Source organism: Desulfovibrio desulfopostgatei, from assembly GCF_053570645.1.
Map to the genome: position 1 here is coordinate 310,836 of NZ_JBRBQS010000002.1, position 16,597 is coordinate 327,432.

Sequence of the window (16,597 nt, forward strand, 5' to 3'; positions counted from 1 at the left end):
CAGACCTGCCGCGCAAGGGCGTTTCTTCAAGTATTCAGACAGATTGCGTCTTAGCGCACCTTCAGCTTGAGAAAGCGCTTTTTGCCGAGTTTGACCACGTATTCCCCGGCTGCAAGCGGGGTGATGGCGTCTTCGCAGCGTTCTCCATCAATGGAGAGCGCGCCTTCTTTCATCAGGCGTTTGGCTTCGCCACGGCTTTTAACAAGGCCTGCGGCCTCAAGAAAAAACGGGGGAGTGCTGTCTTCGCCGCAGGCGCACTGGTGCTCGGGCATGTCGTCCGGCACGCCGCCGCCAGCAAAAACGGCATTAAAGCCCTGCTTTGCTTCATCGGCATCTTTTTCGCTGTGGTAGCGTGCCACCATCTCGTGGGCAAGATTTTCCTTGGCGGCCTTGGGGTGCAGCTCGCCGCTGGCCACGGAAGCCTTGAGGGCTGCAATGTCTTCAAGGCTTTTGGCCGAGAGCAGCTCATAGTAGCGCCACATAAGCTCATCAGAGATGGCCATGACCTTGCCGAAAATCTGGGAAGGCGCTTCGTCAATACCAATGTAGTTACCGTAAGATTTTGACATCTTGCGCACGCCATCGGTGCCTTCGAGCAGGGGCAGGGTCAGGATGCACTGGCTTTCTATGCCGTAGTGCGCCTGGAGGGTGCGGCCCACCAGCAGGTTGAACTTCTGGTCAGTGCCGCCCATTTCCACATCGCTCTTGAGGGCGACGGAGTCATAACCCTGACACAGCGGATACAGGAATTCGTGGATGGATATGGGACGCTGTTCACGGAAACGCTTTTCAAAATCATCGCGTTCCATCATGCGGGCAACGGTATAGCTGGAAGCCAGCTTGATAAAGCCCGTGGCGTCCATCTTGCCCAGCCAGGCCGAGTTGAAGGCAACCTCGGTCTTCTGTGGATCAAGAATCTTGAAAACCTGCTTTTTGTAGGTTTCCGCGTTGGCAAGAACCTGCTCTTCAGTGAGGGGGGGCCGGGTTTCCGAGCGGCCGGAAGGGTCGCCTATGCGGCCCGTAAAGTCGCCGATAAGAAAGATGACATGGTGCCCCAGTTCCTGAAAATGACGCATCTTGTGCATAACAACCGTATGCCCGAGGTGCAGGTCAGGAGCGGTGGGGTCAAAGCCCACCTTGATGCGCAGCGGCTTGCCGCGCGCTATCTTTTTGCGCAGTTCGTTCTCGTCAATCAGCTCGGCCATGCCGCGCTTGATGGTGGCCATTTGGCGGTCAATATCCGTCATCACCCTTACCTCTGTGCTGGCTTCGGTAAAAAACGCCGGACCCAAAAAAGAATATGCGCCGACGTAGACGGAAAGTGATACCCCCAAGGCGGCGATAGTGTCAAACCATGCCGCAGAGAATCAGCCAGCCTACAGGCTCAGCAGGGAGGCGACGCGGCTGGCGCTCAGGCCGCTGTGAACGGAAAGCGCGTCCATGGGATTTTGCGAGATCATGCTCATGGTGTCGTCAAGCACGCCGTCCACTTCGTCATCTGCCAGCAAATTGGGGGCGCTCAGGCTGACAACATCGCGGGAAGGCGCGCTGGCAGCTGTGTTGTCATCTTTTTCCATGGCAGGGAAGGCAAAGGCCGGAGTGGGGTTGAGTCCGGAAATTTTCATGGCGGTATCCTTTATGTTGATGACCTGCATGGGTCAAATTTTCCGCATGGCGGCAGTACTGCCATAATGAATGCAATTTTAGGGCCATAAACCCCGGATTGGGAGAAAGCGCAGGGGGTGAGGCCGTGGTAAATGCAGGGACGATACGAGTACTTGCGTCTAGGCGGAGTCTTGCTGATCCTTTGACGCATCGGTGTATTGGGTGAGGCACTGACGCAAACGGGGGGAGCCGCCCTTGACGTTGAGCCAGCGCAGCCGGGCGCGGCGGGCGCTCCAGTCCAGTTCTTCCTGAAAGCGCAGGCGCACGGCAACGCCCTGGGCGTCAGGGGCCTTGCCAAAACCTGCCCGCTTGGCAAGAAAAACGTAGGGAGGCACAGTAACTGGCACCACGCTGGGCTGGAGAAAAAACAGGTAGGTTGCATCGGAGGTGAAGGAGGGCATCGCCAGTTCTTCCGGCATGCAGACGCATGCCCCGCCTTCTGAAACATCCAGAATGCGGGTGGCTGGCGGGGCCACCTGACTGTACGCCTCGAGCATGATGCGTAAATCGTTGGTGGTGTCGGGGCGCTCCGGCGCGAGCAGCACGCTCGACATACGGCTGTATTCGGCGCGCCAGGGTATCCGCTTGCTGCTGCGCAACTGCCGTACCGTCACATGGCGTGAAAAGCGCAGGCTCAAATACAGCATTTCGCCACTGGGCCCGACAGCTGTTTCGAGAATTTGCGCGGTACCGTAAACGCCAAGACGCGCCGTCGTATCCTGCGCAATATGCCGTTTGACGCTGAAGTAAAATTTGCCCTGGTTTACCACCGCCTTGTGGTTCTGGGTCTGCATGGTCATGGAACGCACAACAAGCTGGGCTTCCCTGCCGTTGACCTCGCGTACCAGACCCTCCACAGATATGCAGGCAGTTTCGCCGCACCAGATAAGGCAGCATTCAAGGTGTACATTGGCCCCGGTGTTTTGTGCATCGGCCAGTGCCTCATGGCAGCTTGAGTTCCAGAGGCAGAATGAAGCGTCTGAATTCATGGGACAGCCTTGAATGAGTTGGTAAAGCTGTGTAGATATATCAATATTGTTATTATGTCAATGTGTTAGTGGTATTTACTTGTATAATATGCAGTCCGATTGTGCCTAAGCTGTTACTTGTAACAGACTTTTTGTGAAAGGTATCAGGTTGCATATGTTGTGTTTGGTGGGAACGCGGGCAAGCCGCGACCTGCTCCAGATTCTGGTCGCGTTGATGGCATCAGCGCTCAGAAGGCCGTCTTCCACAGGAAGACGGCTGCCAACGGTAATAAGAACCTATCAATCTGTCGCGACGGCGCGGTCAAGCCGCGACCTGCTCCAGATTGCTGGTCGCGTTGATGGCATCAACGCTCAGAAGGCCGTCTTCCACAGGAAGACGGCTGTCAACGGGAATAAGAAGCCATCAATCTGTCGCGACGGCGCGGGCAAGCCTCAGCCTGCTCCAGATTGCTGGTCGCGTTGATGGCATCAACGCTCAGAAGGCCGTCTTCCACAGGAAGACGGCCTTCTTCAATATCCAACCAGGCAAGCCGGCATATCCCCATTTTTTAGCAGACGCGAGCTATGGGGATGTGTGCGTCTCCGGATTTATGCCTTAGCCTTCTTTTTTGACTTTTGACTTGGTCATGGCAAGGCCAATGCCTTCGAACAGTTCGAAGATGGCAAAGCCGTACCACAGGGTGTAAAGCACGTAGAAAACCAGCATGCCAACCATCAACATAACGTGCTCGGACACCTTGGCGGCGGTCACGCTGTAGAAGTTGTTGCCCGGTTCAATGGCGCGGCGCAGCACATGGTCCACCACCTGCGACTCGGCGATCAGGCGCTGCTTTTGCAGTTCCTTGATGCTGGGCGAAAGCAGGTACCACCATGCGGAGGCCACTTTAAGGGCATTCTCCCCACCGTATTTCTGCGAAACCTTGTCTGCATCATTGTGATACAGGGCATCGGAATCGTCAGTGGCGGAGGCGAGGATTTTGCCCAGGTCGCCGGTAAAGGTAACCTTGCCGTCAGTGGCGCTGACATCCGTGGCTCCCGCAGTTTGCAGGGCCATGGCGGCAACGGGGGCAAGGGCGGCCTTCTTGAGCTTGACGGTAACCGTCACGACCTTTCCGTCAACCTTTTTCAGGTTTTCACGAACGCCAGGGATAAAGTAGGATGACCCCTTGGAAAGTTCGTTGAAGACGTTATCGGCGTATTCAAGGCCGGTAACGTGCTTGCCGTTCTCGTCACGCAAGATGGGCATGAGCAGGGCGGCAAACAGAACCAGAAACGAAATGAGCATCAAGCTGCCCCGGAAGAAAGGGGCTTTGGCATGAATAAGCATGATCAGGCCTCCCCTCTAAGCTTGCCGAGGTTGAAGAAGAACTTGCTGAATACCCAGATGCCGAAGAAGGCAACAACAACCCAGAAAATCACGTTGCCCACGTCTTCAATAATGCCCACCACGCTGGGCGACCAGTTCAGCACTTCAAGCTCAACAAGCTTCTTGGGCAGGGTGGCCGCACGGTTGATGAAACCGGCAATGATGGAGATGGCGTAAAAACCGCGAATGTGAATGCCCTTGACCACCTTGGTGGTCAGAGCGCCCACCTGGATGCCCAGCAGCGAACCAAGCAGCATGCCGACTGCCAGCGTGTAGAACACGTAGCCGTAAATGGCGTACTGGCCGATGGAGGCAAAACCGGCGGTAAAGATGATCTGCAGAATGTCGGTGCCAACGGTGGTCATGGACGACACGCCGAAGATGTACACGAACATGGGGAAGGTGACGAAGCCGCCGCCCACGCCCATGATGGCGGCCAAAAGGCCCACGATGACGCCGCCCGCGGCAACGATCCAGCCGGAAATGCGGCGGCCGCCGGGAACGAGGTCTTCGTCAAAGGTAATCATGGGCGGCACGGCCAGAGCCTGAAGCTTCAGGGCAACGCCTGTCATACCGGCGCTGCCGCCGTGCGCGTCCTGATTTGCTGCGGCGCCGCCGCGGGAGCTCTTCAAAAAGTCAAACAGGGCATAGAAACCAAGAAAGCCCAGCAGCACTGCGTAAATGGTGCTGATGAACAGTTCGGAAAGCAGCGGGTCAGAGTTGTACAACCCTTTGTTGATCGCGCCGCCAATGACTGTTCCCACGCCGGAACCCACAAGAAAGGCGATGGCCAGCTTGGTGGAAACGTTGCCCAGTTTTTTGTGCACCGTGGTGCCCATGATGGCTTTGGCGAAAATGTGGAACAGGTCAGTGCCCACCGCCAAAATACCTTTCACGCCCGCAGCCATAAGCGCGGGGGTGATGATGAAGCCGCCGCCAGCGCCGATACACCCGGTGATCAGACCGGCTGCAAGGCCCACGGCGATGGAAGCCAAAAAGATGGTGTTGGTGTAAAAAGCCGGGGCATAGGCGGTTTTGCCGCCCAGCATTTCGTGATACTCATAGGCTTCGGCCAGGCAGCCCGCCAGAATGGGAACTGCAAGAGCCAACAAGATGAGCAGCTTTTTCCTGCTTTTGAGAATGGAAGTGGAGACTTCCAAATCCCATTTGGCATAAGCCTGGGAGCTGCTCAGCAGAAACTCATACACCTGTCTGCCAAAACTCATACTCTCCTCCAATACGATTGTTCCGGCCAATGGCCGAGGTCGTGGCCCCAATACAAACAAACCGTCTAAGGCAATGCCGTGCGTCGCGTCACACACAGCTGGGTTCTGTCAGTAGATATGCTTGAATTCTTTGATTTTTTATTAATCTCCAGCTCAAAATATCCTGTACCCAGTCACTCTGACATATTAGCCGGAATTTGTAAAAGAAATTTATCACGAGCAAGGCTGCTCGGTCAGCAAACTTTCCAAAAATAGTCGCGGAATTCGCCAGGTTTTCGCTATGCTGGAATGCTCAATAACCTCGGCAAGATATGAAAAAGCGCTCCCTCGCATTGCTGTGGGGGGCGCTTTTTCGCCGCATTTGTGAAATTCAAAACAAGCTATTTTCTGGCCAGGCCCTGGCTCTGACCAAAGATGACAAGTTCCATCCAGTCCAGCCCGAAATCAAGAGCGGCTTCATCGCCCTGCTGGCTGTCTTCCATGATGGCGGCCTTGCGCTGATCGCTTATGTCCACATGCGAGAATACACGCATGTTTGTGATAAGCTCACGGAACTTGTCGATCTGAAACAGGCTTAGCACTATCATAGTTACCAGTCGGGGTTCAAGTGGTTGACCCGTTGCCCGTACCATGGCCATGAGGCGCATATAGCGGTCGTTGGAAGTGTTGAAGGGTTTTAGTTCCTCATTTTCCAGCCACTGATGGGGGGTACGCACGGTACCTTTGTCAAAGCCAAGGCAGTGCGGCTCGCGCACCACAAAGAAGCGTTCCGAAACGCCGTCTGTTGCCATTTTCGTGCCGCGCCCCAAGGGGTAGTAGCGGCAAGCGCCGGGCCTGTCTTCGTACACAGAGCAGCCCGCGGGGGTCACAAAGGGGCAGGGTTCGTCCGGGCCGTCAAGCATGCGCAGCATGGGCAGGGGAAAGCCCGTGTCGGGAAAGGAACGCATGGTGGTAAAGGTTCCAAGAAACTCTTCGCTGCCAATGCCCAGATTGCGGCGCAGGCGCAACACGTCATATGGGGTGAGGGGCAGGGTGAGCTCAGCGCAGCAACGGTTGAAACAGGGAACATCGGGGTTGCAGTCGAAGCAGAAGGTTTCGTCAGGTTTCAGTTCGGGCAGGCTGTCGAGAAGTTCACGGCTGGCGTCAGAGGACATGGGCGCTCCTGGTTGCGTGCCCGTGGCGCGGCGGCGCGGGGCGGGGAAACAATAAATGCCCGCCGCGCGGGCAGAAAGCGGCCCGCTTGCGCAGGCCGCCTTGCCGTTATTTGTGTTGCCGCCCGTGCGGACGGCTAATGCTAAATGACCTTGTTCAGCGCGTATTCAATGATGCCCTCTGCGCCAGCAAGGCGCAGGCGGGGAATCAGATCGCGCACAACATCAATCTGCACCACGGATTCCACCGAGAGCCAGTGGGTGTCGCGCAGGGGCGAAACCGTGGGCGAATTGAGCGAGGGCAGCATTTCAAGGATGGCTGCCAGATTGTCTGCTGGCGCGTTCATCTTGAGGGCCACCAGATTTTCTGCCTTGAGCGCACCCTGGAGCAGCAGATCAAGCTGTTCGATTTTGGCGCGCTTGGCGGGGTCTTCCCATGCTTTTTTATTGGCAATGAGCACGGGGTAGGAAACCATGACCTCGTCAATAATGCGCAGGCCGTGAGCGCGGATGGTAGTGCCGGTTTCGGTCACTTCCACAATGCCGTCAGCCAGACCTTCCACGACCTTGGCTTCGGTCGCGCCCCACGAATAGAACACGTCAACCTTAACGCCTTCGCGGTCAAAATAGCGCTGCGTCAGGCCTTGAAGCTCTGTGGCGATGCGCTTGCCCGCGAGGTCGGCGGCCTTCTGGTAGGGCGAATCGCCCGCCACGGCCAGCACCCAGCGGCAGGGGCGGTTGGAGGTCTTGGAATATACGAGGTCGGAAACGCGCACCACTTTGTCTTCGTGGTTGCGCTCGGTCAGCCAGTCAAGGCCGGTGATGCCCACGTCCAGCACGCCAGCTTCGATGTATTCGCCGATTTCCTGCACGCGGCAGAGCGAGGCAGTGATCTGCGGGTCGTTGATGTCGGGAAAATAGTTGCGCGTATGTTTGCGGATTTTCCAGCCCGCGCGTTCAAAAAGGTTGATGGTGGCTTCTTCCAGCGAGCCCTTGGGCACGCCAAGCTTGATGATGGGCATGGTATCCGCGCTCATGACAGTTTCCTTCTATCGACCGTAGACTTTTTTGGGGTCAAAAACCTGCGGGGAGCATTCCCGCACCGAACCTTGCTTCAATTCCCTGTAAAAGCAGGAGCGCCGTCCTGTATGACAGGCGGCCCCGCCGATCTGCTCAATAAGCAGCAGTATTGTGTCATTGTCACAATCGAGCCGCAGGGAACGCACTTTTTGTACATTGCCCGATGTGCCGCCCTTGTGCCAAAGTTCCTTGCGGCTACGGCTCCAGTAATGGGCCTCGCCGGTTTCAAGGGTTTTGCGCCATGCGTCTTCGTTCATATAGGCCAGCATAAGCACTTCGCCGCTGTCGCAATCCTGTGCGATGGCGGGCAAAAGCCCCTTGCTGAAGTCGGGCTGAAACCCGGGGTTGCCTTCCAGAGCCGCGCTGCCGTCAGGGGTAGCGGACATGGGGCCTCCTTTGTTGTGTCGGCTGGCAGGGCTGTGCGCGCTTGCGTTGTGCCGACAAAATGCGGTGTCTAATAGTGCGGTTTGTTCCGCGCAAACAGTTAAATCTACCTGCAAGAGCCGCAGGACGCAAGCGCGGCGTTCCTGAGGCGGCATGGTCTGCCGCAAAAGGCGCAACTTGCGAATCCATGCCGGGTGTGGCATGCTGGCACGTTAGCAAAACTCTTAGTTATGGCGGGTGTGCCGCCGGGAAAATACATGGCCGATTACGATTCCACTGTGAATGAGTGTGCGGATTCCGCTTCTGACGCCGCGTTGCACGGCATTTCCGTCAGCGAACCCGATGACGCCCTGCCCAGGGTTACCCTTGACGAATTGCCCGAGGCCGTGAGTGCGGCCTGCCGCCGGGCCGGCTGGCAAAGCCTTATGCCCGTGCAGTCGCTGGCCTTGCCCTATCTGCTGGCCGGGCGCGACATCATGGTGCAGTCCCGCACTGGCAGCGGCAAGACCGGCTGCTACCTCTTGCCCATGCTTCCCCATATTTCTGCCGACCTCAAGGCCCCGCAGGCTCTGGTGCTGGCCCCAACGCGCGAGCTCGCCGTTCAGGTTGAGCGCGAGGCCGCTGTAATTTTTGCAGAAACAGGCATCCGTACTGCCGCTGTTTATGGCGGCGTGGGCTATAAAAAGCAGATGGATGCCCTGCGCGACGGCGCGCAGGTTATTGTGGGCACGCCCGGTCGTGTGCTTGACCATTTGCTGCGCCGCACCATGGAACTGCGCGACCTGCGCGTTCTGGTTTTTGACGAGGCCGACCGCATGCTTTCCATCGGATTTTATCCCGACATGAAGGAAATCCAGAGCTATCTGCCGCAAAAGCGCATTCATACCTGCCTGTTCTCCGCCACGTATCCGCCCCATGTGCTCAAGCTGGCGCGTGAATTCATGGCGGAACCGGCCATGCTTTCCCTCTCGCAAAAAGAAGTGCACGTGGCCGAAGTGCAGCACCTCTTTTGCGAGGTGAAGCCCATGGATAAAGACCGGGCGCTCGTGCGCCTGCTGGAAACGGAAAACCCCGCCTCCGCCATTATTTTTTGCAATACCAAGTCCAACGTTCATTATGTGACGGGCGTTTTGCAGGGCTTTGGCTACAGCGCCGACGAGCTTTCCGCGGATCTTTCGCAGTCGCGCCGCGAGGCCGTGCTTGAAAAAATCCGCGAGGGCAAGCTGCAATACCTTGTGGCTACAGATGTTGCGGCGCGCGGCATTGACATCGCGCAGCTCTCGCACGTTTTTCTTTATGAGCCGCCGGAAGATCACGAAAGCTACATCCATCGCGCAGGCCGCACTGGCCGCGCGGGTGCCGCCGGTACGGTCATTTCGCTGGTGGACGTGATGCAGCGCATGGAGCTTGACCGTATCGCCAAACACTACAAGATCGGCATAATGCCCCTGCCTCTGCCTTCGGACGAAGACGTGGCGCGGGTAGCCGGGGCCAGACTGACCGCCATTCTTGAAGGGCGGTTCCGCAATCTGACCGGGCTTGAACGCATGCGCGTTGGGCGCTATGCCCAGCTTGCGCGCGATCTGGCCACGCAGAGCGATGAGGAAGACAACGTGCTGCTTCTGGCCATGCTGCTGGATGCCTGCCATCAGGAAAGCCTGCGCGAAACACGCTTTCCCGATGGGCGGCCTCGCGCCGCCGAGGGCCAGCAGCGTCAGTCGCGTCAGGCAAAGCCGGGCCGTTCACGCGGTGGCCGGCCAAAGCCATCCGGTGGCCGCAGCGCGGACGAAGTGGAAGCCAGCCCCGCTGCCCCTGAAGGGCAGGGCGGATCAGCGGATTCCGGTTTTGATTCCGGCGCTGGCGAGGGCAATTTTTCGCATTCCGGCAAACGCCGTCGCCGTTCCTCGCGACGTCGTGGCGGCAATGCAACCGAGGGTACTGCAGGGCAATCTGCTGACGGGCAGGGCCAGGGTTCGTCCCGCGAGGACGGAGACTAGGCATTTGGGGATCTTACGAGCAAACAGTTAAGTGTGACAGCCATGCAGAACAGTGACGATCTCACCACGCAGGAGGCATCGACAGACGGTGCCCCGTCTGAAGCCGCGCGAGCGGCTTTGGAGAATTTCAAGGCATTGCTGGCCGATGCCGACTTTACCCTTGAGCTTGAACTGCTGGGCATCAAGCGCATGCAGTTCATGCGTCGCCGCCAGATGCAGTCGGAACTCATGGGGCTCTACATGGCCCTGTGGCGACTGGCGCTGGCGCGGTCTTTTCCTGTTGACGCTCCGCGCATGTTTGAGCTTTTTCAGCAGGAATACGTGCGGGCGCACAAGGACAAGCACAGCAGCCATATTGTGCAGCGGGCCAATGAATACTGGGCCATGCTTGAGCCACGGGGCGATGGCGACTTCAGCGAAGTTGCCCGGCACCTGTGCTCCTTTTCCACGCAGGATCCCGGTCAGGCCAAGAGCATCAATCTCAAGCTGGTGCTGCATATCCGCAAGATTTACAAACTCGTTTTCGACCGGCTCATCTAGCCGCCGGGCGTGCGTTATCTGTTCGGGAACCGACATATATAATGAAAATCGTCCATTCAGTTGACGCGCTGGGCGCCCTCGCGGGTGCCGCCGTCACCATCGGCAATTTCGACGGCGTCCATCTTGGGCATCAGGCTCTTATCCGCCGCACCCTCGAGGTTGCTACGCAGGAAGGCCTGACCCCGGTGGTCATGACCTTCTGGCCGCATCCCCGCCAGGTGCTCTTTCCCGAGCGCGGGCACATGCCCCTCACCACGCGCGAAGACAGGTTCGCCCTGCTTGAAGCGCTGGGTGTTCCCTTTGTGCTTGAGCTGCCCTTTACGCGCGAACTGGCCTCGCTGGATGCCGGAACATTCGTGCAGACCATTCTTGAACCCATGCATCTGCGCCGCCTTGTGGTGGGCTACGATTTTACGCTGGGCCGCAACCGTGGGGGGCAGGTCACGGTGCTGCGCGAGCTTGGCGCACTGACCGGCTTTACCGTGGAGCAGCTTGAACCCGTGCTGGTAGAAGGCACGGTTGTCAGCTCCACGTCTCTGCGCGGGCTCATAGGCCAGGGGGATGTGGCGAGGGCCGCGCGCCTGCTTGGGCGATTCCACGGTTTCAGCGGCGAAGTTGTGCACGGCGATGGGCGCGGGGCTGGCCTGGGCTTTCCCACCGCCAACCAGCGCAAGCCCGAAGTGGTGCTTCCTGTGGAAGGCGTGTACGCCACCCGCGCCACCCTGGAGGGCCACGCATGGCCCGCAGTGACCTGCGTGGGCCGCAAACCCACCTTTGGCGACAACGAGCTTGGTGTTGAAACTTTTTTGCTGGAAGACGGCAAAAACCTTTATGGTCAGATGATGCGCCTGGAGTTTGTGGGCCGTGTGCGTGGTGAAGAACGCTTTGCCTCGGTGGACGCCCTCAAGCAGCGCATTGCCCAGGACGTGAAGGACGCCCGTTCCCTGCTTGCACAGGCTGCATTTTAGGAGGGCCGGGGGCGGCTGGAGAAACCATGATCTGCGCCGACATTCATAACCATACCGTTGCTTCGCACGGCCTTGCCACAGTGGGCGAAATGTTTGCTGCCGCACAGGCGCGTAATCTGGTCTGGTACGGTTTTTCAGAGCATTCCCCACTGCCGCCCGGTTATTCCTGCCCCTTGTACAAGGGCGACCTCGTCGTGACCTTCCCTGCCTATGCCGACGAAGTGCTGGCCTTGAGAGAGCAGACATCCAGCCCCAGATCCGGCGCGCATGCCCAACCGCGTGTGCTGCTGGGCATGGAGCTTGACTGGCTGCCGGTCAACACACCCTGGATGTGCGATATGGTCAGCCGCTATGCCTTTGACTACATTATCGGCGGGCTGCATTTTGTGGACGACGTGCCTGTAGGCTCTCCCCGCAGTTGGGGGCCGGAGGTTGAGCGCCAAGAGCGCTTTGCGCGCTACGATGCCTACTATGATGTCATGCGGGGGCTGGCTGCCAGCGGCATGGTGGATGTGGTGGCCCACCCGGATTTCATCAAGGTGTGCTGCTTTGATGATTTTCAGGCTTGGCTGGCCCTGCCGGGCAGCACAGAGCGCATAGCAGCTGTGCTTGAGGCCATGCGCGCCACAGATACAGCCATGGAAGTTTCTTCGGCAGGCTTGCGCAAACCATTTCACGAACCCTACCCCGGCCCGGTCATCATGCGCTTGGCGGCAGATCTGGGCCTGCGCATCAGCTTTGGTTCAGACGCGCACAATATGGAAGACACGGGTTCGCACTTCACGGAATTGGCGGCCTATGCCGCGTCCTTTGGTTTTACGCGCAGCCGCATCTGCGTGGCCCGCGAGCGCAGGGAACTGTCGTTCTAGCCCTAGTGGCCCCTTTTACTCACATCTCTGCGTGTGCAAGACATGAAAAATCCCCGTTCTTCGCATGAAGAACGGGGATTCGTTTTTGTGTCCGGCAAAGCCTTATTTCAGCAGGCCCACAGTCTGAACAATAAATATCTTCCAGCCTTCGGTCAGCGGGAGCTTGCCGTCCAGCGCGTGCAGGCCGGACACGTGCACATAGTTGCCAAGGCCTGCTGATGCGCAGAAAAGTCCGGCATTCTGATACAGGGAGCCCACATGCGCCCCGCCCCATTCATTGCCCTGCGGAACGGCGTAGAGCAGGGTGAGCGAGCCGCCGCCCATCTGGGCGCGCCAGTCGCCATCCAGCACCTTGACAAGGGCGTGGGCGGGTTCATAGAGCCATACGCCGCTTTCAAGGGCCACGTACAGGCGCACATCCTGACGGTTCATGGCCGTGGGGGCGGTTCTGCGTCCATCTTCGCGGTTGACGCCCCAGGTAGCCCACAAGAGATCGCTCAACTGTTGGGGCGAAAGGGGCACTCCGCTGAAGCCCGTTTTTATGGAGCGGCGCTGGGCCAGAGCCTGCATCAGGGGCATGCCGCCGGTTTTATTGGGGGCGGGCAGCTCCATGCGGGCGTTGCTGTCCGCAGCGTTCACAGTTGTGGGAGCGGCGGGGATAAGCGCAAGAGCCGCCAATGACAGCAATAGGGACAGTGAGTGTCTGACGGTACGGATCATGGGTGTTCTCCGTGTGGTGGTTGGGTTTGTACCAGTAGCGGTTCGCTATGAAATACAGACAAGATTCCTGTTCCGCAAACGCGCACGGTCAAGCATGCCTTTGCAACAGAATGCTCAGATTTCGCTTTTGGGGGAGCGCTCCAGCATGGTGTCCAGCGCGGCGACAGCGTGTTCGCCGGTCATGCCCATGCGCGGGGCCAGTTGGGGGAGATTTTCAACGGCATCGCAGGGTCGCACATAGAGCGGCTCCACATCTGCATCAAAATAATCGCCGTGGCGGGCCAGCAGGCACAGCGAGTCCGTATTCGGGCAGACCAGCCGGGGCATGGCGAATGGAGAGTCCGTTTCCTCTCCTACGGGAACCATGCGCATGCCTTCCAGAGCCGCAAATACATCTGCATTGCGGGCAAGGCCGCTGCCGCAGATGTGCGTACGGCGGTGCCTGTCGGTGCCATCCGGCAGGGGCGCTTCCTGTGCGGCCTCGATACGGCGCAGGGCCTCCTGCGGCGCGCAGAGGTCAACAGCCTGCGTGGGCTGGGCCGGAATCTGCGGCCCATACGACATGAAGGGCTGGCAGTGCACAAGATTGCGGCGGGCGTGTGTGAGCACCCATACTGGGGTGCCGTAAAACAGGTTGTGCTGGAGCACGGCGCTGGTGGCCAGAGCCTGCATGTAGTCCAGGCCCGCCAGACGGGCCTGCCCCACGCGGCGCAAGGCTGCGGCGGTGGTCAGCACCAGCCGTATGCCGGTAAAGGAACCCGGCCCTCGCACGCAGGCAATGCGCCGAAAGTCGGCGGGCTTGATGCCAAGGCTGCTGCAAATCTCTGCCAGGGCCGGAGCCAGAATTTCCGTAGCTCTGTCGGCCTTGTGCCATTCCTGCACGCAGATCAGCCGCTCGTCTTCGGTGACAATGATCTGGAGCGCGCCCTCTGCGGCATTGAGGACAAGCTCAAGCCCGGTGCCGTTCTGCATTATGAGCCGCTCCCGAACCAGCCGGTATTCTTGAGGATGCGCCACAGGTCGTTATAGGTGGCAAGCAGCATGAGAGCCACCAGCAGTGCAATGCCCGCGCGCATGGCGTAATCCTGCAACCGGGCGTTGAGCGGACGGCGGAAAATTATTTCCCACAGGCAAAAAACAATCTGCCCGCCATCCAGCACGGGGATGGGCAGCAGGTTCAGGATGCCAAGGTTGATGCTGATGAGCGCCGCCAGCGCCAGCAGCCCGGCAAGGCCTTCGTGGGCCTGCTTGCCCACCATCTGCATAATCATGATGGGTCCGCCCACCTGATCCAGAGGCACCACACGCTCGGCCAGTTTTACAAAGCTCTGCCACGTGAGCGAAACCATGTCTGCGGTCTGGCCCGCTCCGGCAATGGCCGCGTCGGCAAAGCCGTGCTGCACAAGCCGCACTGCGCCGGAATTGCGGATGCCGATAAGCCATGCGCTTTCTTCTTCGCCAAAGATGGTTTTGCGGATAGAACGTTCAGGCGTGAGTTCCACGCTGATGATCATGCCCTGCTCGGGCTGCGCGGCTTCATCGGCGCGGGTTTGATCGTCAGCCTGGGGGGCCGTGTCCGGGCGCGAAAGCGTGACGGCAAGCGTTTTGCCGTTGCTCTGCGTGATGGCGTCGGCCATGGCCTGCCAGTTGGCAACGGCAGCGCCGTTGATGCTCACGATGGTATCGCCGGGCTGAATGCCCGCCTTGTCCGCAGGGCCGTTCTGCACAACGCCGCCAACCTGCGGCAGCAGCACGGGGGTGCCCCAGCCAAGGGCCAGGGTCCAGCAGAGCAGCCACGCCAGAATGATATTGGCGGCAGGGCCGGCGGCAACCACAAGCAGACGCTGCCATGCGGGGCGCAGGGCAAAGCTTTCTTTTTCGGTAAAGCCTTCGGGAATGTCCTTGGGGTCACTTTCGCCCACCAGGGCCACATAGCCGCCAAGCGGCACCAGCGACAGGGCGTATTCCGTCTTGCCCTTGCGGTATTTGAGAATCTTGGGGCCAAAGCCCAGCGAGAACGTGGAAACGCCCATGCCAAGACCACGCGCCACGGCAAAGTGCCCCAGCTCGTGGAAAAAGATCAGGCCGCCAAGAACGACCACTACTGCAATAATTGTTGTCAGCACAAGGAACCTCCGTCACGGGCCAGCCCGTAGACCAGCTCGCGGCTCTGGCAGTCAAGACGCTGCATGCGCTCCGCCAGTGTATGCGCCTCCATTGTCAGTGCGGCTTCGCTGTCAGTTGCAGAAGCGGCACCTTCAAGAGGCGCGCATAAAGGCTGATGGCCAGGGTTGGAAGCGCCGTGCGCCTCCAGTGCGGCGGCTATCAGCCGGGGGATGTCCATAAACGCGCAGCGGCCTGTAAGAAAAAGATCCACTGCGGCCTCGTTGGCGGCGTTGAGCACTACGCAACGTCCGCCACGGTTTTCCAGCACCTGTCTGGCCAGCCCGAGACAGGGGAAAGCACTTTCGTCCGGTTCATGAAAAGTAAGCGGCTTCGCCGTAAGGTCAAGCGGCGGTACGTTGACCGGCACACAGCGCGGCCAGAGCAGGCAGGCCGCAATGGCCATGCGCATGTCCGGCGTGCCGAGTTGGGCAAGCTGGCTGCCATCGTGAAATTCCACAAGCGAATGCACCACGGACTGAGGATGCACCAGCACCTTGATGCGCTCGACAGGCACGCCGTAGAGGTGAAAAGCCTCAATGACCTCCAGCCCCTTGTTCATGAGCGTGGCCGAATCAATGGTGATCTTGGCCCCCATGCTCCAGTTGGGATGCTTGAGCGCCTGTTCGGGCGTGACGGCGCTCAGGGCCTCGAGTGTCCAGCCGCGAAACGGCCCGCCGGAGGCTGTGAGAATGAGCCGTTCCACTTCCTGCCCGCGCCCGGCAAGGCACTGAAAAATGGCGTTGTGCTCAGAATCCACAGGCAGCACAACGGCCCCTGTGCGGGCGCACACGCGGCGCACAAGGTCGCCAGCCAGCACCAGTGATTCCTTGTTGGCAAGGCAGATGACCTTGCCTGCCAGAGCCGCCGCCAGCGTTCCGGCAAGGCCCGCAGCGCCCACCTGTGCGGAAAGCACGGTGGAAGCCTCGGGCAGGGAGGCCAGTTCCGCGTACCCCTCGCTCCCCACAAGAATGCGGGGGCGGTAGTCCGCAGGCAGAAGCGCGCGCAGTTTGGCTGCGGATTCCTCGTCCAGCACAGCCAGATGCGGCGGCCTCCATGTGAGGGCCTGTTCCGCAAGGCGTTGCACGTTGCGGGCGCAGGCAAAACCCACCATGCGGAAGGCCTGCGGATGCGCCGCGGCTACTTCCAGCGTACTGCGGCCTATGGAGCCTGTGGAACCCAGCAGCACCAGACTGCGCGGCCATGTTTGCTGCCAGCTTTCACCGGGGGCGTCAGAAATGTAATTGATGGAAGGGCCGCCCAGGCCGGGCCAGAGTTGCGCCATGGTGACGTTGTCCTTTAATGGGCGCGCGCAGGTGTTCGCGGCGCGTGTGCGCATAAGGTTGGTACTGCGGCAAAAAATTCAAGCTCCCCGGTGGGGATAACCGAGGATTTCAAAATAAAGAGGCTCTAAGGGCCATTAACACTATGAGAAGCTTCGCCCCCCGCGCAAGCAGGGGGCAAAAGAGTCATAGTGCC

17 protein-coding genes are annotated in these 16,597 nt (G+C 59.3%); 4 read left to right on the top strand and 13 right to left on the bottom strand.

The genetic code is table 11. The annotated features are described in order from the left end of the window. Window positions 1-50: 50 nt before the first annotated feature. The 9 genes from tyrS to hisI all read right to left on the bottom strand — a co-directional run bounded on the left by tyrS (window position 51) and on the right by hisI (window position 7,863). Window positions 51-1,247 (bottom strand): tyrosine--tRNA ligase, encoded by a 1,197-nt coding sequence (gene tyrS, locus ACUZ9Q_RS01340; protein ID WP_227118926.1) that lies wholly within the window; start codon window positions 1,245-1,247, stop codon window positions 51-53. 129 nt (window positions 1,248-1,376) lie between these two features. Then, window positions 1,377-1,625: a hypothetical protein gene (locus tag ACUZ9Q_RS01345; RefSeq protein WP_192112217.1), complete on the bottom strand. Its 249-nt coding sequence runs from the start codon at window positions 1,623-1,625 to the stop codon at window positions 1,377-1,379. 159 nt (window positions 1,626-1,784) lie between these two features. Next, on the bottom strand, window positions 1,785-2,654 hold the full coding sequence (locus ACUZ9Q_RS01350; RefSeq protein WP_192112218.1) for a hypothetical protein: 870 nt from the start codon (window positions 2,652-2,654) through the stop codon (window positions 1,785-1,787). 383 nt (window positions 2,655-3,037) lie between these two features. Beyond that, entirely contained in the window at window positions 3,038-3,175 is a 138-nt protein-coding gene (locus ACUZ9Q_RS01355) for a hypothetical protein (protein WP_275161339.1), read from the bottom strand. Between the two features lie 74 nt (window positions 3,176-3,249). Beyond that, window positions 3,250-3,981, bottom strand: a complete 732-nt coding sequence (locus ACUZ9Q_RS01360) for a hypothetical protein (RefSeq protein ID WP_215646690.1) — start codon at window positions 3,979-3,981, stop codon at window positions 3,250-3,252. Window positions 3,982-3,983: 2 nt separating this feature from the next. Continuing rightward, on the bottom strand, window positions 3,984-5,246 hold the full coding sequence (locus ACUZ9Q_RS01365) for a sulfite exporter TauE/SafE family protein (RefSeq protein ID WP_192112220.1): 1,263 nt from the start codon (window positions 5,244-5,246) through the stop codon (window positions 3,984-3,986). Between the two features lie 380 nt (window positions 5,247-5,626). Continuing rightward, on the bottom strand, window positions 5,627-6,400 hold the full coding sequence (locus ACUZ9Q_RS01370) for a YkgJ family cysteine cluster protein (protein WP_308583842.1): 774 nt from the start codon (window positions 6,398-6,400) through the stop codon (window positions 5,627-5,629). Window positions 6,401-6,540: 140 nt separating this feature from the next. Beyond that, entirely contained in the window at window positions 6,541-7,434 is an 894-nt protein-coding gene (gene hisG / locus ACUZ9Q_RS01375) for an ATP phosphoribosyltransferase (RefSeq protein WP_192112222.1), read from the bottom strand. A 12-nt stretch (window positions 7,435-7,446) separates the two neighbouring features. Then, complete coding sequence (gene hisI, locus ACUZ9Q_RS01380) at window positions 7,447-7,863, bottom strand: phosphoribosyl-AMP cyclohydrolase (protein WP_022657658.1); 417 nt, start codon at window positions 7,861-7,863, stop codon at window positions 7,447-7,449. Between the two features lie 255 nt (window positions 7,864-8,118). On the opposite strand from hisI, the gene ACUZ9Q_RS01385 reads away from it, so the two are divergent. Genes ACUZ9Q_RS01385 through ACUZ9Q_RS01400 form a run of 4 tightly spaced genes read left to right on the top strand, consistent with a single transcriptional unit; the run spans window position 8,119 to window position 12,235 of the window. After that, a complete protein-coding gene (locus ACUZ9Q_RS01385; protein ID WP_449247191.1) occupies window positions 8,119-9,858 on the top strand; it encodes a DEAD/DEAH box helicase in 1,740 nt (579 codons plus the stop codon). 42 nt (window positions 9,859-9,900) lie between these two features. After that, a complete protein-coding gene (locus tag ACUZ9Q_RS01390; RefSeq protein ID WP_297144836.1) occupies window positions 9,901-10,398 on the top strand; it encodes a hypothetical protein in 498 nt (165 codons plus the stop codon). A 41-nt stretch (window positions 10,399-10,439) separates the two neighbouring features. Continuing rightward, window positions 10,440-11,366 (top strand): bifunctional riboflavin kinase/FAD synthetase, encoded by a 927-nt coding sequence (locus tag ACUZ9Q_RS01395; RefSeq protein WP_227118314.1) that lies wholly within the window; start codon window positions 10,440-10,442, stop codon window positions 11,364-11,366. Window positions 11,367-11,392: 26 nt separating this feature from the next. Beyond that, complete coding sequence (locus ACUZ9Q_RS01400) at window positions 11,393-12,235, top strand: histidinol-phosphatase (RefSeq protein ID WP_227118313.1); 843 nt, start codon at window positions 11,393-11,395, stop codon at window positions 12,233-12,235. A 102-nt stretch (window positions 12,236-12,337) separates the two neighbouring features. On the opposite strand, the gene ACUZ9Q_RS01405 is transcribed toward ACUZ9Q_RS01400, so the two are convergent. The 4 genes from ACUZ9Q_RS01405 to dxr form a co-directional block, all read right to left on the bottom strand. After that, window positions 12,338-12,955, bottom strand: coding sequence for a nitroreductase family protein (locus ACUZ9Q_RS01405; RefSeq protein WP_449247192.1), 618 nt, complete (start codon window positions 12,953-12,955; stop codon window positions 12,338-12,340). Window positions 12,956-13,069: 114 nt separating this feature from the next. Next, window positions 13,070-13,927 carry a tRNA (adenosine(37)-N6)-threonylcarbamoyltransferase complex dimerization subunit type 1 TsaB gene (tsaB, locus tag ACUZ9Q_RS01410; protein ID WP_449247193.1) on the bottom strand — a complete coding sequence of 286 codons (858 nt, stop codon included), beginning with the start codon at window positions 13,925-13,927 and terminating at the stop codon, window positions 13,070-13,072. Further along, window positions 13,927-15,081, bottom strand: coding sequence for an RIP metalloprotease RseP (gene rseP, locus ACUZ9Q_RS01415; protein ID WP_227118311.1), 1,155 nt, complete (start codon window positions 15,079-15,081; stop codon window positions 13,927-13,929). Before rseP ends, tsaB begins: the two co-directional genes overlap by 1 nt. Then, window positions 15,075-16,403 (bottom strand): 1-deoxy-D-xylulose-5-phosphate reductoisomerase, encoded by a 1,329-nt coding sequence (gene dxr, locus ACUZ9Q_RS01420; protein ID WP_449247194.1) that lies wholly within the window; start codon window positions 16,401-16,403, stop codon window positions 15,075-15,077. The genes rseP and dxr overlap by 7 nt, the downstream gene beginning before the upstream one ends. Between the last annotated feature and the right edge of the window lie 194 nt (window positions 16,404-16,597).